This window comes from Nitrosopumilus adriaticus (assembly GCF_000956175.1).
GTDB classification, from domain to species: Archaea; Thermoproteota; Nitrososphaeria; order Nitrososphaerales; family Nitrosopumilaceae; genus Nitrosopumilus; species Nitrosopumilus adriaticus.
In genome coordinates, this window is the sequence record NZ_CP011070.1 from 1,080,759 (window position 1) to 1,103,730 (window position 22,972).

Genomic DNA, 22,972 nt, shown 5'->3' on the forward strand with positions numbered 1-22,972 from the left:
AATTATCAGATACAAGAATAAACAAGAAAAATAAACTCAAGTTTAGAAAAACAAGAATAACACAATAACCAACAACAAGTATTCAAGAAAAAACAAGACTGCAACAAATGAGTAAGACAAAACAAGAAACAGTTCTTAAATTCAGCACAATAGATGAGGCCGAAAAGAAACTCTATGAGATGATAAAATCAGGAACAAACTTTCGAGAAATCGCAAAGACTGGCTTTGATATTTCAGGGAACATAAAGCGATACAATCCCTCACAAATCAGCAAAATTAAGGCTAAATTTGAGCCTAAATTGCCTGAAAACAATCGAGATCCAGACAAGGCAAAAGTATTTTCATTATTCAAGAAAAACAAGAAACCAACTGATGTAATCATTGAGACTGGCCTGAATTACGAATATGTTAAAAAATCATATGAAGAATATTTAGAGTTTGAAGAGAAAATGCTAGTGCCAAAATACTGGATAAATAATTTGGTAAATTATGCTGATGGGATATCCGAACAAGTTGGAAAAAACAAACTAGGCCATATTCACTATGCATTATCTGTTGCACATAACTCTCATGTAGAATTACAAAAACACATCTACTATTGCTGTGTATGTGAAGAACAAATTCCAATCAAGGATAAAACATTACAGGCTGCATGTGATTATTTGTCTCAGAAATGGGGGCATGCAGAATGTATCAAAAATCAATAATTTACTTCAGAGTTTTTTGAATTTCTTTATACCATACTGATGATTCATTACTGTATATGCTAGCAAAAATCTCTGACCATTCGTCGGGTTTTGATTCGTCTGTGAGATATAATTCATAAAATCTATCTTTTAATTTTTCAAATTTTTTTTCAAACTGTTTATTCTTAATAGATGGAAATTGTTCAAAAAATTCTTTCCAAAAAAGTTCAATTCCCCCAATAACTTTCATAAAAGATGAAAAAGAATTAGCTCGTTGTAGTGCATTAAGCTTAATATTTTTCTTATCATATAAGTTCAAATGCTCTTCTAGTTTTTTCAATTCATAATCGGATAAAAATGCAATAAGACTTTCAGAAAGTTTAGATGATTTTGTAGCATAATGAACATTTTGTTTATCCACTTGTGTCCTAACAACAATTTTATTTTTTACCATTCTTTTCAAAGTTTCTCTGAATGGTCTATCCGAACATGTTTTTGGAACAACTAATTTTTTTAATTCTCCCCAACGTAACGAGTTGTGTTTTTTAATTTCCTTGTAAATTGCGTTTTCAATATAATCCAAGTACCCCTCTCCTAAGTACCCTAGGGTACATAATGTACCCTATAAGAATACTCCTAACATAGATTATAGTATGAACAAAGTAAAGAATATGCCTAAGACAGGCATAAAAATCTCCAAAAACAAGGTTTCCGAGTTTATTGAAACCAAATTTGGATCTAGAGCAGTATCCGATATGAACAAATCTCGAGTCATTGCTCTTCCAAAAGTTGCACTATCAAACATGTGTGATAATTCAGAACCTACAAGATTAGAAGTATCTTTAGTTCAAAAACAAGGTGAACAGTTTATCAAGTTATCACCTTGTACATGTGGAAACCCTAAAGGAGGTAAAAAATGAGTCAAACACACACCCCATTTCTTAAATGGGGACAATACATGTCAAAATCTGAAAAAAATCCAGATACGCTACTAGTCAAAGTTACTGAAACAAATATTTCCAAATCGGAATATTCAGAAAACGTTCCAGCGATAGTAGATGGAGAGGAAAAAATTATTCCTCTACATAGTTTTGAATCTGCAAACAAAGGGTTGTTAAAACTATGGCTAAAGGCCAAAAACGATGGAAAACTAGTCGTTGGAACAACCTTCAAGATTTTGACATGGATAGGAACTTCAAAAAAGAATAAAAACAGACCAATAAGACGATTCAGATTCAAATTCTGAATTTCTTTTCTTTTTTTAGGTGATGATAATGATTAATGATAAAAAGAAACTATTAGAACAGCTTGAAGCACTAAAGTTATTCCCAAATAATAACTTGGTAAAACAATTACGAAAACAAATCAAAACAAAACTAAAGCAATTAGATATAAAAAAATCAAAACCAGAAATTTCCATTTCAGAAAAACACGCAATTGCTAATGCTAATCGCTCAGCCAAAGTAAAACGAACCTGGAACTATGTAAAACAAATTCAAAAGAATTTCCCAAATCTCACCATCAAAGAGATACGATCCCAGCTCAAAGTAAGAGCACAAGGACAAAAAACATCAATTCCTGATGCAATATGGCAGAATCCCTCCCCATAAGTGATAGCAAGTCCCTTACAGGATTATACACTACAGGTCATCAAGACAGAAGATATGCCAATTCCAAACTACGCCAAATCTGTGCATTAGATACAGAGACTCATGATGGAGATATTTTCCTAATTGCAGACTCTGAGGGCAATTATTTAGATAAAATCACGCCTAAATCAGTCATAAAATGGCTATTTTCCAAAAGATATGAAGGAACTTGGAACTTTTTTTACAATCTAACCTTTGATGCAGGAGTAATTTTGAAACTCTTAGGTGAGAATCTAAAGTCATATCTAAAAACTAGGTCTCTTGATTTTTCCTTTGAGGGTTATTCCATACAGTACATTCATGGAAAGAAACTTGCAATAAAAAAAGGACATCACAGTACAGTCTTTTTTGATATTGCACAGTTCTATCACATGAAACTAGTTGACGCATATCAATCAAACATTGGCAAATTACCTGAAGAGTATCTAAAAATGAAACAAAAACGCTCACATTTTACAAAACGGTTCTATAATAGAAACAAACAGCAAGTGAGAAATTATTGTATCACTGATTGTATACTAACTAAAAGACTTGCAGAAAAATGGATTACACTATTTCATGATGCATTTGAGTTTTATCCTAATCGATGGATTAGTTCAGGATATCTGGCAGAAAAAGTTTTGATAAATAATGAAATAGATATTCCAAAGTTTAACACTGTCCCATATAAGATTCAGGAATTAGCATTCAGGTGTTATTTTGGCGGGAGGTTTGAGATGCTAAAGCGAGGATTCATTGGGACAGGATACATCTATGATATTAATTCTGCATACCCATATGCACTAACTAAAATCCCGAATCTATCAAAAGGAAGATGGATAAAACGAAAATCAATTCATCCAGATTCAAAACTAGGCTTCTTTAGAATTAAAGCAGACATTCCTGATCTAAAACATGTTCCACCATTCCCATTTAGAAACAATAACATGATAATTTTCCCCAGTGGAAAGTTTGAAACATTCTGTACATTACCTGAACTGTTGGCATGTAATGATGAATCCATGTATGAAATCATTGATTCATATCAATTCATTCCAGATGTAGAGGAGTATCCTTACAAAAATTTCATTACAGAAATGTATCAAAAGAGACTGAAACTAAAACAAGATGGTTCACCATTGCAACTACCAATCAAATTGATTCTAAATTCTATTTATGGGAAAACGGGTCAGAGAATTAATCGAAAGATAGGTAATCTGTTTAATCCGATAATATTTTCAGCCATTACTGGCCATGCCCGTGCTCAACTGTATGAATTTGTTCAAAAGCACAAAATTGAGCGTGAAATTGTGGCTTTTGCCACTGATTCTGTATGTACAACTAGGAAGATAACCTCTAGCTCAAATGAGCTAGGGGTCTTTAGTTTGGATAAATCTGGTGATGATGTATTTTTCTTACAAAACGGCATTTACAGAATAAATGGCAAATGGAAGCAGAGAGGATTGGGCCATTTAGGAACTAAAGAGATTGAGCATCTAGATACGGTGGAAAAAGATGGAAAGTTATTTTACAAGTTCAAAGTGCTTCGAGCAGGTCAATTACGTTCATCTATTATTCAAAACAATATTGAAGGAATTGGTAAATTTTCCGAGATAACAAGACAGATTGATCTTAATGCAGATAACAAAAGGATATGGCTTGGAAATTTGAAGAATATTGATGAAGAAACTGTAAATTTTTCTATTTCTATTTCTTTAAATCATTTCAAAAATATTTGAAAAATGATGGATAATAGGTGGAAGTATGTCATCAGCAGTATTGTTTTTATCACCTGTATTGGTATTCTGTATTTTCTATTGACTATTGATTTTCAAGACAATTCATTTATGATCTATCCTATAAATGAAAGCGTCAAAGTACATCATCTTTTTTTAATTCCTGTTTTAACATATTTTGTTTTTTTCATCGTTTGGATGATTACAAAAAAATATGTTGCAGAATGTCTGGAGAATTTAATTTACAACTGGCCCAAAAAAGGCCTTATAAAAATAATTGATTCCAATACTAGAGATGATATTATTGGTTTTTTTATTCTTAGTACTGTTATTACAGGTTTTGTCTGGTATGTGTTAGGGATATCAACCTCAGAAGTGTTTCTTGCGTTAGTCCCATTCACCGAATTAGTTCCAGAACTTTATGTACCATGTGAAGCATTGGCTCAAATTTTAGATGATTTTTTTGGGGATATAGAGTATATCCTTTTGTTAATTGGTCCAATTTGGGTATTAATTCTAAAAAGAAGTAGACAGTATGAAATAAAACATTCTAAGGAAAATAAACAAAGAGGATTTAGAACATTAGTGTTGTTTTTTTGGGCAGCCATAGCATTATTTGCTGCAGATAATAGTTTTGAATTAGGATGTGATAATGATAGGCCTCCAGGAATATATCTTCTACCACCATCCCCAGCTTATAATTTGTTAACAGATATGATTTCTGCTCTAATTTATGGGGGATTAATTACTCTGTTTATTTTTGTGTTAAACAAATATTTTACAAAATGGTTTAACTTAGAAAAAAATTAATTTTTAATTTTTGTTTTAATAAATTTCATTACTAACTTTATTTCTTTAGGGATTTTATTTTCAGATAGTAGTTCAGTTATATGTTCTGTTGCCCTTAACGGTTTACTGTCTTTAGAAGTTGTACTTGTTTGTAAAGACCCCTCCAAATCTTTTATCAGAACATACATGTTGTGTTTCCGTGCAATTGTATTTAGTTTTTTTAATAAATTATCATCATACCAATATCTTGTAATAATTTTATCAGTTCTTGATTTTTCTTTTTTAGGTATGATGGAAGATCTAATTTTTTTAATAAAAGACTTTTCGGATTGTGAAAGTCCTTCTGATTTCTCTATTGCATTAATTGCAGAAGAGGTAATTACTTCTTGGCCATCTATGAAAATTTTTCTAGTACATTCCATCAAACTATCATAATCCAACACAGAAGTGTGGGGAATTTTTAGTTTCTTGACTAATTTTAGCAATAATGAAAAAGAATCTTTTCCACCCACATCAAGTATCATCCATTCATTATCTTCTATATTGGGACCATCAAGTTGATTATCTGTCAAATATCTATCGGTTTTTTCAATAACGATTTTATCTGAAGGACCTTCAACAAGTACCACTCCATGTTGAAATAATATTGAGCGTATTTCAGAATTATATAATCTAGTGAGTGTCTTTTCACGTTCATTTGTATTCATAGAATCAATAATTTCTTTCAAATTCACTACGGTTGATCCTGGTTTTGGAGATGTAATTTTCCATGAGTTCTTAAAATTTTCTGGATTTAGTAAATATGGAGAATGAGTAATCAAGATAACTTGATTTTTGTTCTTTGAAATTGCTTTTTGTATTAATTGTAATACTCTTCTTTGTAAAATTGAATGTAAATTCAAAGCTGGTTCATCTAATAGAAGTACTTTGTTTTTGTGACCAATTACAGCTGTTAACAAAATTGCTAATTCAATAATCCCTGCAGCCGCAAATTCAATTGGAATCGGAATGTTGTTTTTTATGACTTGGACATACAAATGATCTTTGACAATTTCAATTTCCTCATCAGCCATAGCGATATTTGTAGCATTGTCTAATCTATCAAATTCTTTTTCTAATTCTCGTAAGTGTCGTTTTTTAATTTTGGATTTAATTGGTTTAACTTGTACCTCTAACTCTAAACCGTTTGTAATTTTTTTAAATTCATTTGTAACTTCTCTATATTGGGTTTTTAATTTAGGATTATCACTATTTGCTAAAGAAAAAAGAATCTTTGCTAAATTTTCACCAGAAATATTTATCATTTCATCAAAATATTGAAGATCTTTGGGACTTTGGATCACTTTTGGCCTAGCTCTAATATCCGATGTTTTAATTATGGATTTTTTAAAAATATGTGAAACAATGTCTACAAAACTTGCACTCTCATCTTCTGGACTTACTGAGCGAATAAAATTCCTTGTTCTGATAAATTCTGGAAATGTCTCCTTGTTAGCTTCAAATTCAGTTAGACGAAAACCTCCAAATTCAGAAGATACGCTATCTTCAGTAATTTCTAAAATATGATCAAAAACATTGTAAGAGAAATTATCCAAATTGGGTAATTTTTGTTTGATATTTAAAATACAATCATTCAGTTTTGGAATTTCATTTCTAGCCTGAGTTAAAATAATATCTGAAATATTTCTAATAGTATGACTGTCTCGTTTTTTTAGATTATTTGTTAATCGATAACTTTGAAAATATAGATATTGGTTATTCTTGTTAAATTTAAAATAAATGTCTGGAGGGTAACGTGATTTTCCTTCAGTATCAACAACAATTGTTAGTTCCTCACAAAAATCAGAGAAAAATTTTTCCCCTTTACCAAGTAAAATTTTTTTAAGAATCTCTAAATTTCGTCTTTGATTTTCCTTTTCTTTAGGCCTAATATCTTGATGAATGATTGCACATACAAGAAAATTTAATAAAATCTCTTTTTCTTCTTGATCAAATTTTATGTCGATTTCAATTTCATAAGGTTTCTCAAAATCCAAATTATGATAATAAGCTTCGGCAGGAACATTTCTTTGATTGATGTGACGTTTAACTAATTCAATTGCCCTAAACACATTAGTTTTTCCAGAATCATTGGGCCCTACAATTGTATTTAGATCTGAAAATTCTAATTCCTGCATTTTTGTTCCAAATGATAAAAAATTTTTTAATCGAATTCGAATAATTTGCATGATTCATAATGTAATATCTATGGATTATAACGATTATCTATCTTTAAATTCAATTTTAATAATACCAATAAGAAAATCATATGTTGCTAAATTATACTATTAATGAATTCTATCCAAAAAGTAAGATCTGGAAGGATTTTCACGTAGCAAACAGAGGGGGAATTAGACCTAGTATAGATCAAAATTTGGTAGTAGTATTCTTAGATGCACCTAATCCGAATCCGAAACCAGGGCAAGATCATAATATCTATCATGATAGATATGATACAACAACTGGTGTTTACTACTATACAGGAAGAGGGCAAGAAGGAGACCAAACTCCAACGGGTCCAAACAAATGGTTAATTGATTCAAATAAAAATAAAACTACAATTCACCTATTTAGACAATATTCACTTGGTAGTTTACATCAATACATTGGAAAAGTAAAAGTCGTAAAAGTTGCTCAAGAAACTCAACAAGATCATCGTAAAATAAACCGACTTGTCTATGTATTCTCATTACTACCAGAAGCAGATGCAATTGTTACTGAAGAAGATGCATTTCAAAGAGAAATCGATTATCAATTAACTACAACAAAAAAAGAATCCAAAGAACAAATTAAAAAAAATATTGCAAATATGGATAAACTTACTACAAAACGAGGTAGTAAAACAAGAACCATTACTGTTAGAACTAAAACTGAACATGTACGATATAGAGGAATTGTTTTAGAATTAAGAAAATTATTTGATGAAAAATGTCAGATATGTAAAATTCCTCATTTTGAGAAAAAATCGGGCAAATATGCAGAAGTTCATCACATCATTCCCTGGGCTAAAAGTCATGATGATTCAAGTAAAAATTTGATAGTGATTTGTGCGAATTGTCATAGAAAAATGCATTATGCAAAAGATGTACAAAGAATGAAAATGTATGAAGAATTAATTCATAATTATCCTAATACATCATATTGTACACCTGATTTTTATAAGAAATACTAAACCGTGAGAAAGAAAAGATATGTTGCAGGAATTGAAGAGAAACTAATGGTATGAAAGAATTAGATAAAAAAACCAATGCACTAAATCAAAGTGGCGCATTTTTACAATTTCATGTATTAAATGAATTAACAAAAAAACATTGGGAAACGACTGTTGAAAAACCGGTTTCTGCAGCACCTTTTTTAACTCATCCAGAAAAACAATCGCTCATATACGCTCATTTGTTGGCAGATCGTACAATACCTGCAGATCATTTTGCAAAAGCAATGTCTGATTCACAGTTACTCTCAATGAAACAAGAAACTTCTGTGGATATTGATGCCACAAAAGTAATTCCAATTGAATTTGATCCAACTATTGTATTTAGATTATGTGTGGAAGTTAAGAAAAATGATCCTCGTTATAGTGATTGGTGTTTTTTCCAACTAAAACAAAATACAGAACCTATGAGGGTAATTTCTAAAAATATTAGAAGAGATGGAAGAATAGAACTTTTCAATATTAGTAAAACAGATAGACATGGAGATCCGATTTTTGTTCAAACAAACCAGTATCCTCATTGGAGTATTTTCAAACATGACATATCTGATTTTGCTTTGGCATTACAAAATGAGCAGATAAAACCAGAATATTTTCGTTCTGAGAAAACCAAAGTAGATGAAACCGCTAGGCAAATAATCAAAGGAACTTATGGTTGTATATTGGATGATATAATCAAACAAGTAAGTTCTGGAAATGGATATTCTAATTCCCCAAATATTTACATCCCAATAATAGTAACAAATGCCAATTTGTATTTGTGTAAATTTGATTTGGAGGATATTGATACTTCGATGGGTCATATTACTAAAGATCCAAAATATGAAAAAGTGGATTCAATTATTTATGAACACCCCACACCAAAAGAAGTTCAATTCCCTCAACCCCTTTCAAGTAGATTAGATGAATATTCAAGAGAACAGATAGCAAAATGGCATGTACTGATATTATCTCCAAAAGGATTCACAGAATTTTTAGAAAATCTTGATAAAATTAAAAGTATGATATAATTTTTGTTTTAGAGATTTAAATTCTAAATCAGATAGCGTAATTTTTACGATTGCCGTGATAAAATCACTGACAGCAATATTCTCTTATTTTATTATTTTGTTGTTTTAATTTTTCAACACCATCTAAAATATTATTGAAATTTTAAAAAACCATGGCCAAAATCTATGGTCGGGCAGATACTGAAAAGAGGCTCTTAGACAAACTTCCCAAAGAAGTCAAATCAATTGATGATATGGATATTGTAAAAAAAGAATTCAAAAAACAATATCATTCCATTGAAGACAAAGGATTAATCAATAAATTCTCCAGATGGAGAAAAAAACGACAAATAAATAAAATTCAAAACAACAAGGATACCCCCCTCCATTCAGGCACAAAAGGAGAACTGCGTGCACTAGATACTCTATCGAAACTTGATGATAATCATCATATTTTCTGCGGTGTTATCATGGAGTTACCTCATTATGTTACATACAATGGTAAAAAGAATCTAAAATCTGCTCAAATGGATTTTGTTGTAGTATCAAAGAGAGGAATATTTCCAATCGAAGTCAAAAACTGGACTGATACTTACATTTTCAAACACAGGGCAAATGGTGGACTAGAACCACATGAGCAAGCAGAACGTGCAGGACGAGTTTTGTGGATTTCTCTCAAATCATGGCGCGATCCAAAACAACCCATGGTTACTAGTGTCTTGTTGACCCTTCAAGGAAACATGAAATATAATCCTACATACAAATTTGTTGTAGTAAAAGACTTGATTACAATTAATCAATGGATAGAAAAACGAAAAGAAATATTCTCAGAAAAAGATGTGCAGAGAATTGTGGACAGAATAAAAGATCATGTTACAAAGTAGTATTTGTTGATTTTACTTAGTAATAATTTATTTTGTTATTATGATTTTTTAAGATTATCGATAAATTTTTGAATTTCAGAATTAAGTAAATTATCCTTGTCAATGAGTTGTTTTCTTTTTAGCAAATCTAAGAAAAATGACACTAACATTGGGTCCATATTCGTTTTAGCAATAAGTTGTCCTTTTGTTGTTTTTCCATCATATACATATTTTAGAATAATTGCTTCAAAAATGGTAGTAGTACGCATTGCAAATTCGTCTTTAATGAATTCTTTAATTTCCTCACTAAACTCTGGTTTTTCAATATCTCTATAGAAAATTTTTGCACCCAAAATATTATACAGAAAGATTACCGGATAATACAAAATCCAAACAAAGAATCCACTAGTAATTAATATCATTACTAAAAATATAGTAGAAATTCTTTGGATTTCAGATAATTGATAAATATATGCTGAATGATTTTCAGATGTTATCGTTGCTTCTTTTATCTTCACGTTAGCGATATCAGAATTAATTGTACATTTTAGATTTGGAGACATTCTATCAAATTCAATTAGATGCCTATTTTCACCAAGTGAAGAAATTGTTCCCTCTATGCAGTTTTGTAAAGTGATATTTGCAGTATTGTTGAGAGTCACAAAAGCTTTAACATTTGATGCCTGAATCAATCCAAAATTGTTTAGGGTGATAGATGATTCAGAAATTAAATCATCAGAAATTTCAAAATGAACTAAAATTTCATTCATAAAATTCCCTTGTGCAATAACTAATGAAATAATTGTAATAATTATGGTAATTGCAAATTTTGTATTATCCAATAATCATCAGAATAATTATATAAATTTAAGAGTGTTTTATGCCAGAATCATCAGAACTTATGGATGATCATTGTCGATATAATCTAAAGATTTTTCTTTAACAATTTTACCAGAACCGTGGCATTTTCTGCGTTCTCTCTTGTGGTATAGTAATCTCATGGTAGTAATTGTAGTACTTTTTGTTACAGGTATATGAAAACCATTATTTCGAGAATTACTCCTTACAATAAAAGCTGAAACTTTACGTTTACAATAATGACATCTTGTTTTTCTTACTTTATCACTAGGATGCCAAATATGCATAATCATACTAGAGCCTGATTTTATGCATTTTCTACTAAAAAAGCCCTCTTTTTTGTGATGCTCAAGTTTGATTGTTTTGTTAATCTTTGTACCTTTGATACTTGTGGTGCCAAGAGATTCTGAAAGTACCTCTGCTTTGATTTTCTTTTTACATCTAGTACACTTTACTGTCTCAGTTTTGATTCCTATCTGAACCACAATTCCGATGAGAAATACATCTTGATAAAGAATTTTGAGAATTTTTAGAACTTATGGGGAGTATCTTATTTTTACGAGTGATTTTGAATTATTTTCTTCTTTCAAATTTTCTTTTCAATCCAACAAATGCAGAACCTAAAATTGGGATGCTGAGTACTCTCTCTAAAACATCTAACAAACCTTCAGATCTAGGAAATAGGAAAAATGCAGATAGACTATCTGTAACTCTGCCCACTAAATGACATTCATCAGAAACAGCACAATATCCTGTATAGTTACGCAATACAAGAAATGATAAAATCAATACAGGTGCCCAAACTGCTAATGGAAGAAAATAACTTTCACTATACAATGACAAATATTTATGAATAGAATACATGATAGAAGATAATTTCTCACGAACAGACCCCTTTTGAAGTCCTTTTTTTAAACACTCTAATTCACCTATGAAAAAATTAGATGCTTCAGTAAATCGCAATCTTGTTTCGTAATTTTTTCTTAATTGCGCATAAATATCTGATACATCATCATAATTTTTATTTTTTTCAAGCATTAATTCATTGATTATTACTTTACGCCACATTCGCTTGGGTGACAACCACTTTACATTGTTAAATTCAAAATTTTGTAAGTTTACACCTAAAAATGAAACTCCTTCCAAAACAACTGGTTCATTCACCTTCCCAGATACACGAACTCTTTGACGCATTGTTGAAAAATCAAAGTTAATAGGGATTTCATAACCCAGGGTTTTGATTTTTGCAGTATTTATTTTAGGAAATTTCATGTACGCTAGATCTAATTCACCATGAAAATCAACATATGAAAAATTGGCATTAATGAATTCTCCTCTAGACAAATTTGTTGCCCCTTCAAAACTTGCAGATGAAAAATTAATTCTATCATGACATCTCATTCCAGGCATAAATGAAGATTGTGCAAATTTTGCACTCGAAAAATTCCCCCATTGCAAAAATATGCTTTCATAAAAATTTGCACCCATGCGAAATTTACTACCTACAAAAATCGCATCTTCCTTAAAGGTAGTTTTGAAAAAAATAGGAGTCTCAGAAAAATCACAAAACTGAAAATTTACTACTTTTTCAAATGTTGTATAATAGAAACTAGTTATAGTTGTAAAATACACATTAGCAAAATCTACGGCTTCTTCAAAATATGCAAATTCACAATGAATCTCCGCATGAATAATTTCTGGCCATTCAAACAGCGGAATATGAAAACCTACTAAATACAATGGACGGTGTTGTTCTAGTTGCTCTTTTATCATATCTCTAACTTGACTGTCGTGACTTTGTTTGCGTTCTTTCCAAAAAGTAGGATGATGAAATTTACAAAAACCACTATGATCAAATTCTTCATAGGGACAATCATAAGTTCCAGAGAATAATTTTGCATTATATGAACAGCCCATAATTCAATTGGGAATTATGAACATAATAAAGTACTTTACGACAACTGTCATAATTTCATTCGTAAAAAGGAATTGAATCATTCTTTGAAAAATAATTTGATTTAGATCGTGTTATAACATTTAATTTCCCAAATTTTCTGACTAATATTATGCCGGGGTAGCTCAGCCTGGTTAGAGTGCCAGTTCGCTTGGTAATCTCTAACGGTTCTCCAACTAAGGCAATACTCATAATCTGGAGGTCGTGGGTTCGAAACCCACCCCCGGCATTACAGCCTTTTTTTATATCAAATAGTAAGAAATAGACAGATTTTTTGAGATATTCCCAAAGATCTGAGAATTATTAATGACTGATTTTAGAGACAATGCCTTGCCACATTTCCAACAATTATTTTGTTCAGGATTATTTTGCATCTCACAGATACTACATTTTATTGGCGAACCTCTACTTTCTGCCCTTGATAATCCATAATATTTTGTCATTGCATTATCGACATCTTTGTGAGTGAGATGAACATATCTTCCAGGGACTTTGGAATATGAACTCCATCCATGTCTGTCTCTCATTTGCGCATCTGTCAAATAATTTGCAGCATCAGTTGCAGCTGAATGTCTAAACAAATTCAAATTAATTGGTTTTTTCAGTTTTGCAATCCTTGCTCTTCTTTTTATCATGGCGTTAGCTGCTGCATGAGTCATAGAATCTCCAAAATTTCTCTTACTTGTTTTAATCCAAAGTGGTGCATCATAATTGTCTCTTAATGGATGAACGTTAAGCCAAGATGACAATGAGGGTCCAGACTTTATTAGACGAACAATCCTCGTCCCAGTCTTTCCACTTACTTGGATTAGTGCGCCAAGATTATCAAAGTGTACATGATGAATCTGCAAATTAAGAATCTCTGCAGGTCTGGTTCCTGCTTCTAAATGACAGTCAATGAATGCTCTGTCACGTAAATTCCCATTACATGCATCAAGTAGTTTCAGTCTATCTTTTTGTGAAATCAGGTCTTTTCTTGCAAGTTTGTTGAATACTAGATGAGTTCTAATCTGTTTTGTTTCAGGTGGGTCACCAACTTCGATGTAACTTCGGGACCCGAGTTTGAACCATCTAAAAAATATCCGTAACATCTTTTTATGATCATACGAATAAAATGTCTCTTTGCCTAGTTTGTCACAGAATTTTTTTGAAATCTGCAATGCAATTTTTCGAATGTCTGATTTTGTGGCATCTTTCCAGTCTTTTTTGAGCATTTTGCTAAGGGTCAGAATTGTTTGTAGTTGTTTGACTTGGGTGGCTTTAGCAAGGGATTGAATAATCATCTCTTGGTGATATTTGCTAATGAGTTTTTGATTATTTTGAGATAATTCTTTTTTGATTTTGTTTTGTATTCTTTTGATTTGAGTGTTGTAATAGTGTGATACTTGGTCTTGCGCTAGTTCATATTTTTGCAATGAGGGAATTATTGTTTTTGGGATTAATAAGAAGGATGTTCGGTGCCGCCCCTTTTTCTAGTATACTGTCATAATTTTATTCGTAAACGGGGGGCTCTGCCTTTTTACTCTTTATCAATAAAAATAGAATGCCCCCCGTTTACTCGTAAATTTAGACGGTAGACTAGGATTATGACGAGAGTTCGTTGGAAAGTCTTTAAGATTAAGTATGATTATGTGAAATTTGGTGAAAACATATTAGAGATATTCTAAAAAATAATTTAACTTTAGTTGTTGCAATATTGACTTTCTTTGCTTCAATGATGATGTTAGCAACTGCCTTAGAAACTAGTGATACCACAACACAAATGCTTGCAGAAATCGGGAGATTGGTAGAAAATAACAATAAACAACTTGAAGTTTTAGAAGATACTGGAGATACCATAGAACACCAAAGCATTCTAAGTGAATACAATTCTTCAGGTCCATTTCAAGTAATAATTTCAAGATGTAATGATAGTGAAAAATGGGACGCGGATGGAAATTATTTAGGTATGTTTTATAGCTTTAAACCAACTGTGATTACAAAAGATGGAAATGAATCCACAGTACCATTTAGAATATTTGCAGATTTAGAATTCAGAGACAAAGAAAACAAAAGAGATGGAGTGGCAAGAAATGACTTTGCGGAAATAGGACTACCATCTTATGTATATAATATTGAAAAATCAGGAGGAGATATAGAAGTTAATATTCAATCCATTTTAGATTATGCTAAAGAATCCGGATTTGAGTATGTGCATGTTGATTTTGAGTATGATTTTCAGCCTATATCCCCTGTAAAAGATAATGCAGGATTTGGTCAACAACAAGATGGGAAGCCATTTCCAATGGTATTGTTCAAATTACATGATAATGGAAAATGGCATGTTGAAGACTTTGAAGAACAGTATCCTTGTAGAAGTTGATTGATTCAGAAACTCATTTAATGAAATTCAAGAATTTTTTGGTTTGATTGTAACCATTTTATCTGAACCTTTACACAATTGATTTCCTTTGTGATGTTTGTGGATTTTGATTTTGTACGTTTTCCATTCTTCAGATCCTAAATCATCTTCGTATGTATGATTAATCGTTTTGACCTTATGGCCATGTTTCCATTGTTGACACCATGCACAGAAGACTTTTTCATTCATTTTGTAATGTCCTACTTTACTCTGCCAATTAATCTAAACACTGCCTTTTCTGAATGTAGAATTTGTTCTAGCAATTTTAATTTGTTCTTCTGAAAGATTTTCCCCATTGGTGTATTCTTCCATCAAATTCCCAGGATCATCTTATTGTGCTGATTTTATTTTCTAGATCATTAATAAAATGAATATTTACAGATAATTCTATAGCAGTCATGATTTTGAATAATTTTGATTCCATTTTTTTGTCTGAGTTTTAAAAAATTCAATTGCCTTTTTGTTTTTGATTTTACCTTTTCTATACCACATTACATCTTCTGACATATTATAAGCACAATTTATGAAATGCCATGTCGTATCCCATAATGTTTCAAAATAATCCGCATTTTTTCTAATTTTATGAGGGGTTTGAAGAGTGTGTACTAGAGTATTTCTCAATGAAAAGATCTCTTGAAATTTATCCCAATTATCAATAAGATGGATTTCACTTTCAGGAACTATATTGTTTTTTATTCCAAACCTTATCCAATCATGTAATGTATCAAAAAAATTCAAACCCAATAGATTGGAAAATACTTTGTTTATTTCAGAAGAATTTTGAAAGTTAAAGTTTGCAGCTATAATTTTTCCCTTGGTAAAATCTTTCTTTTGAATTTCTTTAAAATATTTTATCGGAATAGGAATTTCAGAACCCTGAAACAATCGTTCAACATTTAGATCATAATCATCTACTAACCAAGCAATATTATTTTGTAGATATGATTCAACTATAGTCACCAATCTTATAATGATGTATTTTTTAAGTTGTTTTGAGATTTTTACATTTCGTTTATCTAATTCACGTATTACATCTCGTAATTCATTATCCATTACATTTGATAATGTGGAATTTGGAATGAGTTTATCAAAATTTTTAATTTTATGAATATCTAACATTGGGTGTTTTCTAAGTTTTGTCAAATTGATTATCCCTCAATTGGTTCTAACGGTTTTAAGTCCATTGAAGTCAAGCCTTTATCTATCATTTCCTTAATACCTCCAAAATGTTTAGTTAATGTCTCATCATTATAAAATGAAACAATTCCATTTAGGGAGAGAATTGCTTGGTCAGTAAGAGAGGACGAATATTGATTTGTAACATTTTGGATTTCCTTTAACCATGTATCTACCTGTTTTCGTTCATCTGCGATTCTTTTGTCATGATCAGATAGGCGTTCAGACTCGGGTGTAAGTAATAATTTTCTCAAGTCATACATTGAAGAATATGCTAAGACACATGGGATGTGCATTGCATCCTGAGCTGCAAATTTCTTCTGAATTTTGTCATGTTCTTCTTTTTGCAAATACTTTTGTTGATAATCCTCAATTTTTTTCACCTCTTCAAGAATTTCAGTAATCCTATCTTGTTGCTCTTGTGATTTTTCTCTTTTACCTCCTTCATAGATTAAGATAGCAGATGCAATAGCAAGGCCTATTCCTATTTCTACTACCAGGGTTGCCCAGTTTGCCACATCCCAACCATCTTTGACTGGAATTTGTAAAGAAAAAGACAACACAGTCAAAGAAACTCCAATCCCGACTGCTATTCCAATGAATACCCATGAAATTTTTGCAGTAATTGGGTCCCTTTCCCTATTTTTCTTCAATTTCTAATAATTTTACAAAATAACTAGTAATTATGATATTCGTACAATGTTATAATCTGTAACAAATAGCTACAAAAGCTAATTGTAGCTATTTGTAGCTCTTTTGTTACGAATGAAACGTTGTTTCAAACAGCTACAATTCATGCGTAATTAGCTACAAAAGCTGTTTTTAGCTATTTGTAGTGCGTGACAATCCAAAAACAGAGATATTTTATTACAGAATCAAATTAGTTACAAAAACTAATTGTAGCTAAATGTTCTGTTTTGAAACAAAATTAAGTAATTTTGGAATGAAATAACATAAAATCATCTAATTTTATAATTGTAAAATTTACAATCTGCTATTATTGATAGAATTTGTTTACGTCAAAAACTTACGTAAATCTTTACGCAGTAAAGTTGTAAACTTTTTCAAATCAGTAAAATTTACAATATTTTACTAACAAATTTACACATTATTTACTAGTAAATACTCAAATTTGCTCTTTAGTAAAATGATTTAAAGAAATTGGCATGGAATTATTGTATTGTTTTTGATTAATATCATTAATTTTTCCTAACCATAATCTCTTTCTGTCTGCATTGAGATTTACTTTTTTTGTTATAGTCATAATTTTCCCGATATCTTTGATATTATTTTGAATAATCCCCGAACGTAGTCTTGTGTTTCTTTTAATGGCAATTTTATAGAATAGTTTATCATCCTTCTCAAATGTTTCCAAGTGTTCGATCTCTTTAGAACCTAGTTTACCAAACCCTCTTTGTTTCCAAACACCATTGAATCGATAAAAACCATTTTGTAGGTAAAATGTATCATTTGCAGCTCCATCAAATGAAAATTCTCCTAGTTTCTTTGAATTAATGTTTAGTTTCTTTGTAACACAGATAGAATCCGTTGCAAATGCTATGGTTTGTTTCTCTAGATTGTTCTCTGTAATGAATCGGTATAGTTGTGCTCTAGTATGCCCTGTAATTGATGCAAAAATTACAGGATTGAATAAATTTCCGATTATTCTGTTTACTTTTTGCCCAGTTTTACCATAAATAGAATTGAGAATTATTTTGAATGGTTTTTCTAAAGGATTATTTTCATTTTTGAGTTTGATGCGTTTTTCATAGAGGGATTCTATGAATTTGCAGTATGGTTTTATGGTGTTGTTAGGCACAAATTGATATCCTTCAAGAATCCTGTACTGAGAGTCATCTCTACAGGCTTGAAGTTCTGCTAACGTACAATATGTGATAAATTTCCCTGAAGGGAATAAAATATTCTGATTAGCCCTAAATGCAAAAGGTGGAATTATTTCATCATCTGGAATATCTGCTAAAATCTTGAAGAATCCTAGTTTGGCTTTTTCATGAATTGATTTTCTTTTTACCCATTTACCATTATCAAGATCAGGTAGTTGGGATATTGCATATGGATATGCAGAATTGATATCGTAAAGGTAAGATTTACCGACAAATCCTCGTTTTATCATCTCAAATCTTCCTCCAAAATAACTTCGAAAAGCTAAATCTTGAATAGAGTAAGGAATAGAGTCAAACTTTGGAAAGAATACATCATTATTGATTAGAACTTTTTCTGCTAGATATCCTGAACTTGGCCACTTTGCAGGATAAAATGAAAATGCATTATGGAATAAGGATATCCAATGTTCCGCCAGTTTCTTAGTTAGGATGCAATCTTGAATACAATAATTTCTAATTTTCTTCTTGTTATGACTGTAAAACCATTTAGAGAATTCTGCACGTTTTGTTTTTAGTGATAAATACTCTTCAGGTAAAGATTCTATATTTTCTTCATATGCAGCAGCTAATGATTTACCAAAAAACTGAGCAATATCAAAAAACAATACACTATGATGTCCTTTTTTAATTCGAAGTAATTTTGATGGGATGTATTCTAGTTTGAAATCATTCCAGTGAAATTCTAGTTTTCTACTCAAATTGTATCTGAACAGTTCTTGATCAAGAAGTTTGAGAATTACTTCAGCATCATATGCTAAATTGTAAAAGAAATTCCAAGTATTTTGATATTTTTTGGAGAATAGAAATTGTATTACCGATTCAGGAGTAATATTATCAAGAAATAATCCATCAGAATCAGCAATCAGAAAAATATCTCCATGACGTGTTTCAGTATCTAATGCATTGATTTTCCGCAATTTTGAGTATGCAGAATTACGATTTTGAGGCCTTTTTGTGCGTAATCGGCCCAAATCTTTGTAATCTGTTACGGGGATGGATTCTGCCATATCACATCCGGTATTGATACTGATTTTCCTTTACGTCTCTGAGATAGTTCTGAGCGAATTTGTTTGTAGGATAAATTGGGAAAGTTATTTCTAATTTGTCTAATATAGTTGTGATATCGTCGGAGTTTTCCTGCTCTAGATTTGTTTTTGTTTTGTTTTTTCTTTTCTTTTTGTGGAATGTCTAATTTTTTTAGTTTAGATTTGATTTGTTTACGTAATTCTTTGACATGTTTATTGTTTGGAAATAACTTTAATGCTTCTAGTTGTTGCAGTAACTTTTGTTTATCTTTCATAGTAATCACAAAAAAAGAAAAGAGTTAGAAGACTAACTCAAATCTTCTAATTGGTCTTTGATTCTTTGATAGACCTAACCATGTCTTTAAGACAAATTCTTTACCCGGAGTAATTAATTTGTCAGTAATTCCTCGCCTCCAAAGTCTCAGGAGGGATTCATTTACTGAATCATGGGATTTCAAAGGAAGGATTACTTCATTCCATTCCTTGTCACTTTTTTGTAAAACTACGACATTTGTTGAAAAATCAGTGTCAAAGGTATCTAGTTCTTTTACCTTAAACTCTACAATGTCTGGTTTTGTTTTTTCATTGGATCTGAATGATCCATATTTTATGTAAGGGATTTCATCCATGATTAATGTATCATGTTAGAGTTGACATATTCCACCAACATTTTACTAGTCAAAATTAGGTGGTAAAGATTAGAATAAACATCAAAAAAGAAATCGTGAAAATAATTCATGAAAACGAGGGTATTGGCACAAATGAAAGTTTCACTTTATTTAAAAAAACTCATGGAAAGATACTATCCAATCCCACATATCTCAAAAAAATTAGAGAGTTAAAAGAAGATAAAAAAATATACGAAATTAAAGATACCAAAGGTCACAAAATAAAACTTGTATCTTTAGCAAGAAAAAAGCAAATTGATGTTATTTTTAGAGACTATAATCGAGAGTTTAAAAATTTCAAATCTAGACTTGACATATATGATAAATTAAAGCCAAACCTCTTAGATGAACAAAAGATCTGTCTATTCGCTAATTTCTATACATGTTATTGGATAATGGTGTGGAAATTAAACGAAATTCCTGATTTTTTGGAAAAACCAGCCATAAAACAACTAAAACAAGATATGAAAGACTTTGAACCTGAATTATTCGTCTATTTTCTAGAAGCTGGAGATTACACTAGAATTACAAGATTAGGTGAAGACGAATTAACTGATCAGTATTTTGAAACAATTAAAAAAATCGATCAGATTCTCTTAAAGTAAATCTTAATTCACTGTTTCAAAGAATTTTTGAGTATTTCGCCATTTGATGTTAGCATTAATGTCTAAAACTTTACTGATGTTATTTTTTAATAATCCTGCAGTATTTTGAAATTTTTTCTTTCTTTTTTCAAATTTTACATCTTCAATATAATTATCTGCAGTAGAGGCCCAATCTACAACCCAAGCATTTTGCTCCAAAGTTTCTTTTGTTGGTATATCATATTTTTTATATCTACTTTCTAATTGAGATTTCGGCATATTTTCAATTATCGAATGAGCACTTGGTGCAGCTGAAATTCCAATCCATTGTGGAATAGTATTGTATTCAACTGCTTCATCTATGGCCTTTCCAATAATGAATTCATTTCCTTTGTAATAATAGTCTCCAAAAGAAATTGAACCACGAATCGGGCGTTCTAGAATCATACTATCAATTATTGCACTAGAGAGAATCGGAGATAATTCAAATAATGTTTTTTGTTTATTGTATGGTTGTATAGCAATTATTATTGTGTCAGAAAATGTCATGAATGAATAATCTCTAGTGTTTAATTTCTTGATTTCTTGTTCAAAATTTTTTGTATAAGTAGACCATGAGTTAATTATTTTGTTTTTCTCTTTTTCTCTATTCCATATTCCTTTAGTTCCTAATGCATCTAAGAAGACCACAATTCCTGTTTGTTTTGGTACAGTTTCTGATTTTCTTTGTTGTCTTGCAAGTTTTTTTGATTCAAGAACTGTATTATAAAAATCTCTGAATTTTTTGTAATGGTCCATCAGGTATTTTGTATCAATATATTCTAGATTTTTTTTAAGAAGTTTTTTACCTAATTTTGTTGTCTGGTAATATCCTCGCTTAGGAACCGTCACAAGACCTGCATGCTCCAGATAATTCCTTGCCCAAAATGCACGATTTTTTAATTTTGTCTCTGGACCACTTTTTTTGCGTTGATTTCTTTGCTTTTCAGTAAGTTTGAATTGTTTTGCCAATTTTGTTTCTGCGTCAGAAACTGAGATTTCGTTATTTGATCCTATTTCCAACATAGGCCACATTAATCGTTCAAAATCAATTTTTGCCAATTTACAGCTACTTTCTATCAGAAATTAATAACATTTCACACCTGCAGGCATAAAGATACATCAAAAAAGTAAACTTCCTGCTCAATGAGCGATCACACCTTGCAGGATATACCTATCTTGAAATTATCAAACCTTGGCATTAATTGAAAAAGCAAAATCACTAGTTCATCCTAGAAACACCCTCAATGATTTGCCCACTGTTGATTGGCTAAAAGCAACTCGTTCATGGTTTATGATGAGGCCAAAAGGGAGAGGTTCAAAAATATCTCATCCTGCAAGTTTTCCTGAAGAATTAGTTGCAAATTATATTCAATTTTTCACAAAAAAGAATGCACTCGTGCTAGACACCTTCCTAGGTTCAGGAACTACCACTCTAGTTGCAAGACAGCTGCAGCGAAATGCAGTGGGTATTGAATTAAACAAAAAATATGCTGAATTATCCCAAGAGAGATTAAATGAATTCCCAGAAAATAACACAAAACAACTAGTGATTAATGATGATTCTAGAAATTTAAAAAAAATATTCAAAAAACAAGGAATCCCCCAAATTGATTTTTGTATTACATCTCCTCCATATTGGAACCAATTAAAAAACAAGGGACTCAAAAATACTGTAGATAGATCAAAGAGTAGAAAAAAATTAAATCTTGATGTCGACTATGGTTCTAATTCAAAAGACATTGGAATGATTGATGAGTATGATTCGTTTTTAGATGCACAAGATGAAATTTTTGACAAGGTCTATGATCTGATGAAGCCACGAGGGTATTTGCTTGTAGTTACAAATAATGTCTACAAGGGCGGTAGAATGTGGCCATTAGCATTTGATACGGTAACTAGACTATCAAAGAAATGGGTTCCAAAAGATGAGCAAATTTGGTGTCAAGACAGCAGACGATTACATCCATTTGGAATGTTTCATAGTTACATTGGAAACAGAGCACATCACTATTGTTTGATATTTCGAAAGGAGTAATACATTCAACAAAATTGATTAAGATCATAAGAGAATATGCACTATGAGTTCCGTTTTACAAATAAATCAGTTTGAATCAAAATTTCAATCTTGTCGAAATCATATAAACGGGGAAGGTGGAGAAAAAATCTCTGAACAATACAGAGGCTATGTTTGGAATGATGTAACCCCTGAACCCCATCTGTCAATAGGATTGCCTTTTGGTCCTGTGGGTTACAATTACTGTGATAGTGGAAGATATATCTATTTGAAAAAAGTGAAAAACCTTCCAGATTCTTCTCCAGATAACGCAAATAGAATTCGGGGCAGGATTTTACATGACAGTGTTATGGATTTTTTGATATTTCAAGAAGATATATCGAAAATACTGAAGTAAAAAGTTTA

Annotated in this window: 26 protein-coding genes and 1 tRNA gene; 14 read left to right on the plus strand and 13 right to left on the minus strand. The window is 31.0% G+C overall.

Going from position 1 to position 22,972, the window contains the following annotated elements:
• Window positions 1-107 precede the first annotated feature (107 nt).
• Complete coding sequence (locus NADRNF5_RS06410; RefSeq protein ID WP_048116302.1) at window positions 108-707, plus strand: hypothetical protein; 600 nt, start codon at window positions 108-110, stop codon at window positions 705-707.
• 1 nt (window position 708) lies between these two features.
• On the opposite strand, the gene NADRNF5_RS06415 is transcribed toward NADRNF5_RS06410, so the two are convergent.
• Entirely contained in the window at window positions 709-1,269 is a 561-nt protein-coding gene (locus NADRNF5_RS06415) for a hypothetical protein (protein WP_048116304.1), read from the minus strand.
• A 70-nt stretch (window positions 1,270-1,339) separates the two neighbouring features.
• On the opposite strand from NADRNF5_RS06415, the gene NADRNF5_RS06420 reads away from it, so the two are divergent.
• From NADRNF5_RS06420 to NADRNF5_RS06440, 5 genes are all read left to right on the plus strand, one after another.
• On the plus strand, window positions 1,340-1,606 hold the full coding sequence (locus NADRNF5_RS06420; RefSeq protein ID WP_148313080.1) for a hypothetical protein: 267 nt from the start codon (window positions 1,340-1,342) through the stop codon (window positions 1,604-1,606).
• A complete protein-coding gene (locus NADRNF5_RS06425; RefSeq protein ID WP_048116308.1) occupies window positions 1,603-1,932 on the plus strand; it encodes a hypothetical protein in 330 nt (109 codons plus the stop codon). Before NADRNF5_RS06420 ends, NADRNF5_RS06425 begins: the two co-directional genes overlap by 4 nt.
• 28 nt (window positions 1,933-1,960) lie before the next feature.
• Entirely contained in the window at window positions 1,961-2,296 is a 336-nt protein-coding gene (locus tag NADRNF5_RS06430) for a hypothetical protein (RefSeq protein ID WP_048116315.1), read from the plus strand.
• On the plus strand, window positions 2,275-4,053 hold the full coding sequence (locus tag NADRNF5_RS06435; protein WP_048116317.1) for a DNA polymerase: 1,779 nt from the start codon (window positions 2,275-2,277) through the stop codon (window positions 4,051-4,053). The genes NADRNF5_RS06430 and NADRNF5_RS06435 overlap by 22 nt, the downstream gene beginning before the upstream one ends.
• Before the next feature lie 195 nt (window positions 4,054-4,248).
• Window positions 4,249-4,860, plus strand: coding sequence for a hypothetical protein (locus NADRNF5_RS06440; RefSeq protein ID WP_148313081.1), 612 nt, complete (start codon window positions 4,249-4,251; stop codon window positions 4,858-4,860).
• On the opposite strand, the gene NADRNF5_RS06445 is transcribed toward NADRNF5_RS06440, so the two are convergent.
• Window positions 4,857-7,067, minus strand: a complete 2,211-nt coding sequence (locus NADRNF5_RS06445; RefSeq protein ID WP_048116321.1) for an AAA family ATPase — start codon at window positions 7,065-7,067, stop codon at window positions 4,857-4,859. The two genes, NADRNF5_RS06440 and NADRNF5_RS06445, sit on opposite strands and share 4 nt — an antisense overlap.
• 80 nt (window positions 7,068-7,147) lie before the next feature.
• Here NADRNF5_RS06445 and NADRNF5_RS06450 point away from each other — a divergent pair, with 80 nt between their 5' ends.
• The 3 genes from NADRNF5_RS06450 to NADRNF5_RS06460 all read left to right on the plus strand — a co-directional run bounded on the left by NADRNF5_RS06450 (window position 7,148) and on the right by NADRNF5_RS06460 (window position 9,962).
• Window positions 7,148-8,050 (plus strand): HNH endonuclease, encoded by a 903-nt coding sequence (locus NADRNF5_RS06450; RefSeq protein ID WP_048116323.1) that lies wholly within the window; start codon window positions 7,148-7,150, stop codon window positions 8,048-8,050.
• Window positions 8,051-8,100: 50 nt separating this feature from the next.
• Complete coding sequence (locus NADRNF5_RS06455) at window positions 8,101-9,099, plus strand: hypothetical protein (protein WP_048116325.1); 999 nt, start codon at window positions 8,101-8,103, stop codon at window positions 9,097-9,099.
• Between the two features lie 152 nt (window positions 9,100-9,251).
• Window positions 9,252-9,962 carry a nuclease-related domain-containing protein gene (locus NADRNF5_RS06460; RefSeq protein ID WP_048116333.1) on the plus strand — a complete coding sequence of 237 codons (711 nt, stop codon included), beginning with the start codon at window positions 9,252-9,254 and terminating at the stop codon, window positions 9,960-9,962.
• A gap of 38 nt (window positions 9,963-10,000) precedes the next feature.
• Here NADRNF5_RS06460 and NADRNF5_RS06465 read toward each other — a convergent pair whose 3' ends face one another.
• From NADRNF5_RS06465 to NADRNF5_RS06475, 3 genes are all read right to left on the minus strand, one after another.
• Window positions 10,001-10,783: a hypothetical protein gene (locus NADRNF5_RS06465; protein WP_048116335.1), complete on the minus strand. Its 783-nt coding sequence runs from the start codon at window positions 10,781-10,783 to the stop codon at window positions 10,001-10,003.
• 57 nt (window positions 10,784-10,840) lie between these two features.
• Window positions 10,841-11,284, minus strand: a complete 444-nt coding sequence (locus NADRNF5_RS06470) for a hypothetical protein (protein ID WP_048116337.1) — start codon at window positions 11,282-11,284, stop codon at window positions 10,841-10,843.
• An 88-nt stretch (window positions 11,285-11,372) separates the two neighbouring features.
• Complete coding sequence (locus NADRNF5_RS06475) at window positions 11,373-12,716, minus strand: pentapeptide repeat-containing protein (RefSeq protein WP_048116339.1); 1,344 nt, start codon at window positions 12,714-12,716, stop codon at window positions 11,373-11,375.
• A gap of 151 nt (window positions 12,717-12,867) precedes the next feature.
• Between NADRNF5_RS06475 and NADRNF5_RS06480 the strand changes: the two genes are divergently transcribed.
• A tRNA-Met gene (locus tag NADRNF5_RS06480) sits at window positions 12,868-12,982 on the plus strand.
• A gap of 13 nt (window positions 12,983-12,995) precedes the next feature.
• Here NADRNF5_RS06480 and NADRNF5_RS06485 read toward each other — a convergent pair.
• The gene (locus NADRNF5_RS06485) at window positions 12,996-14,168 is read right to left on the minus strand and encodes a tyrosine-type recombinase/integrase (RefSeq protein WP_052661896.1); all 1,173 of its coding nucleotides are present in this window, start codon (window positions 14,166-14,168) and stop codon (window positions 12,996-12,998) included.
• Window positions 14,169-14,449: 281 nt separating this feature from the next.
• On the opposite strand from NADRNF5_RS06485, the gene NADRNF5_RS06490 reads away from it, so the two are divergent.
• Window positions 14,450-15,115: a hypothetical protein gene (locus NADRNF5_RS06490; protein ID WP_148313082.1), complete on the plus strand. Its 666-nt coding sequence runs from the start codon at window positions 14,450-14,452 to the stop codon at window positions 15,113-15,115.
• Window positions 15,116-15,142: 27 nt separating this feature from the next.
• Here NADRNF5_RS06490 and NADRNF5_RS06495 read toward each other — a convergent pair whose 3' ends face one another.
• From NADRNF5_RS06495 to NADRNF5_RS06520, 6 genes are all read right to left on the minus strand, one after another.
• Window positions 15,143-15,343, minus strand: a complete 201-nt coding sequence (locus tag NADRNF5_RS06495) for a hypothetical protein (RefSeq protein WP_048116344.1) — start codon at window positions 15,341-15,343, stop codon at window positions 15,143-15,145.
• Window positions 15,344-15,550: 207 nt separating this feature from the next.
• Window positions 15,551-16,297: a hypothetical protein gene (locus tag NADRNF5_RS06500; RefSeq protein WP_148313083.1), complete on the minus strand. Its 747-nt coding sequence runs from the start codon at window positions 16,295-16,297 to the stop codon at window positions 15,551-15,553.
• Window positions 16,298-16,302: 5 nt separating this feature from the next.
• On the minus strand, window positions 16,303-16,983 hold the full coding sequence (locus NADRNF5_RS06505; RefSeq protein WP_048116348.1) for a hypothetical protein: 681 nt from the start codon (window positions 16,981-16,983) through the stop codon (window positions 16,303-16,305).
• A gap of 473 nt (window positions 16,984-17,456) precedes the next feature.
• Window positions 17,457-19,241, minus strand: a complete 1,785-nt coding sequence (locus NADRNF5_RS06510; protein WP_048116350.1) for a DNA polymerase — start codon at window positions 19,239-19,241, stop codon at window positions 17,457-17,459.
• Window positions 19,220-19,534 carry a hypothetical protein gene (locus NADRNF5_RS06515; protein WP_048116352.1) on the minus strand — a complete coding sequence of 105 codons (315 nt, stop codon included), beginning with the start codon at window positions 19,532-19,534 and terminating at the stop codon, window positions 19,220-19,222. The genes NADRNF5_RS06510 and NADRNF5_RS06515 overlap by 22 nt, the downstream gene beginning before the upstream one ends.
• A gap of 24 nt (window positions 19,535-19,558) precedes the next feature.
• The gene (locus NADRNF5_RS06520) at window positions 19,559-19,888 is read right to left on the minus strand and encodes a hypothetical protein (RefSeq protein ID WP_048116354.1); all 330 of its coding nucleotides are present in this window, start codon (window positions 19,886-19,888) and stop codon (window positions 19,559-19,561) included.
• A 59-nt stretch (window positions 19,889-19,947) separates the two neighbouring features.
• Here NADRNF5_RS06520 and NADRNF5_RS06525 point away from each other — a divergent pair, with 59 nt between their 5' ends.
• Window positions 19,948-20,532: a hypothetical protein gene (locus tag NADRNF5_RS06525; RefSeq protein WP_048116356.1), complete on the plus strand. Its 585-nt coding sequence runs from the start codon at window positions 19,948-19,950 to the stop codon at window positions 20,530-20,532.
• A gap of 3 nt (window positions 20,533-20,535) precedes the next feature.
• On the opposite strand, the gene NADRNF5_RS06530 is transcribed toward NADRNF5_RS06525, so the two are convergent.
• Complete coding sequence (locus NADRNF5_RS06530; RefSeq protein ID WP_048116358.1) at window positions 20,536-21,612, minus strand: winged helix-turn-helix domain-containing protein; 1,077 nt, start codon at window positions 21,610-21,612, stop codon at window positions 20,536-20,538.
• A gap of 133 nt (window positions 21,613-21,745) precedes the next feature.
• Here NADRNF5_RS06530 and NADRNF5_RS06535 point away from each other — a divergent pair, with 133 nt between their 5' ends.
• Window positions 21,746-22,588 (plus strand): DNA methyltransferase, encoded by an 843-nt coding sequence (locus NADRNF5_RS06535; protein WP_048116360.1) that lies wholly within the window; start codon window positions 21,746-21,748, stop codon window positions 22,586-22,588.
• Between the two features lie 43 nt (window positions 22,589-22,631).
• Complete coding sequence (gene cas4, locus NADRNF5_RS11720; protein ID WP_048116362.1) at window positions 22,632-22,964, plus strand: CRISPR-associated protein Cas4; 333 nt, start codon at window positions 22,632-22,634, stop codon at window positions 22,962-22,964.
• Window positions 22,965-22,972 lie beyond the last annotated feature (8 nt).

Coding starts and splice junctions, on each gene's coding strand:
- NADRNF5_RS06410 (WP_048116302.1), top strand. CDS start 108: ATGAGTAAGACAAAACAAGAAACAGTTCTTAAATTCAGCACAATAGAT.
- NADRNF5_RS06420 (WP_148313080.1), top strand. CDS start 1,340: ATGAACAAAGTAAAGAATATGCCTAAGACAGGCATAAAAATCTCCAAA.
- NADRNF5_RS06425 (WP_048116308.1), top strand. CDS start 1,603: ATGAGTCAAACACACACCCCATTTCTTAAATGGGGACAATACATGTCA.
- NADRNF5_RS06430 (WP_048116315.1), top strand. CDS start 1,961: ATGATTAATGATAAAAAGAAACTATTAGAACAGCTTGAAGCACTAAAG.
- NADRNF5_RS06435 (WP_048116317.1), top strand. CDS start 2,275: ATGGCAGAATCCCTCCCCATAAGTGATAGCAAGTCCCTTACAGGATTA.
- NADRNF5_RS06440 (WP_148313081.1), top strand. CDS start 4,249: ATGATTACAAAAAAATATGTTGCAGAATGTCTGGAGAATTTAATTTAC.
- NADRNF5_RS06445 (WP_048116321.1), bottom strand. CDS start 7,067: ATGCAAATTATTCGAATTCGATTAAAAAATTTTTTATCATTTGGAACA.
- NADRNF5_RS06450 (WP_048116323.1), top strand. CDS start 7,148: ATGTTGCTAAATTATACTATTAATGAATTCTATCCAAAAAGTAAGATC.
- NADRNF5_RS06455 (WP_048116325.1), top strand. CDS start 8,101: ATGAAAGAATTAGATAAAAAAACCAATGCACTAAATCAAAGTGGCGCA.
- NADRNF5_RS06460 (WP_048116333.1), top strand. CDS start 9,252: ATGGCCAAAATCTATGGTCGGGCAGATACTGAAAAGAGGCTCTTAGAC.
- NADRNF5_RS06475 (WP_048116339.1), bottom strand. CDS start 12,716: ATGGGCTGTTCATATAATGCAAAATTATTCTCTGGAACTTATGATTGT.
- NADRNF5_RS06495 (WP_048116344.1), bottom strand. CDS start 15,343: ATGAATGAAAAAGTCTTCTGTGCATGGTGTCAACAATGGAAACATGGC.
- NADRNF5_RS06510 (WP_048116350.1), bottom strand. CDS start 19,241: ATGGCAGAATCCATCCCCGTAACAGATTACAAAGATTTGGGCCGATTA.
- NADRNF5_RS06515 (WP_048116352.1), bottom strand. CDS start 19,534: ATGAAAGATAAACAAAAGTTACTGCAACAACTAGAAGCATTAAAGTTA.
- NADRNF5_RS06520 (WP_048116354.1), bottom strand. CDS start 19,888: ATGGATGAAATCCCTTACATAAAATATGGATCATTCAGATCCAATGAA.
- cas4 (WP_048116362.1), top strand. CDS start 22,632: ATGAGTTCCGTTTTACAAATAAATCAGTTTGAATCAAAATTTCAATCT.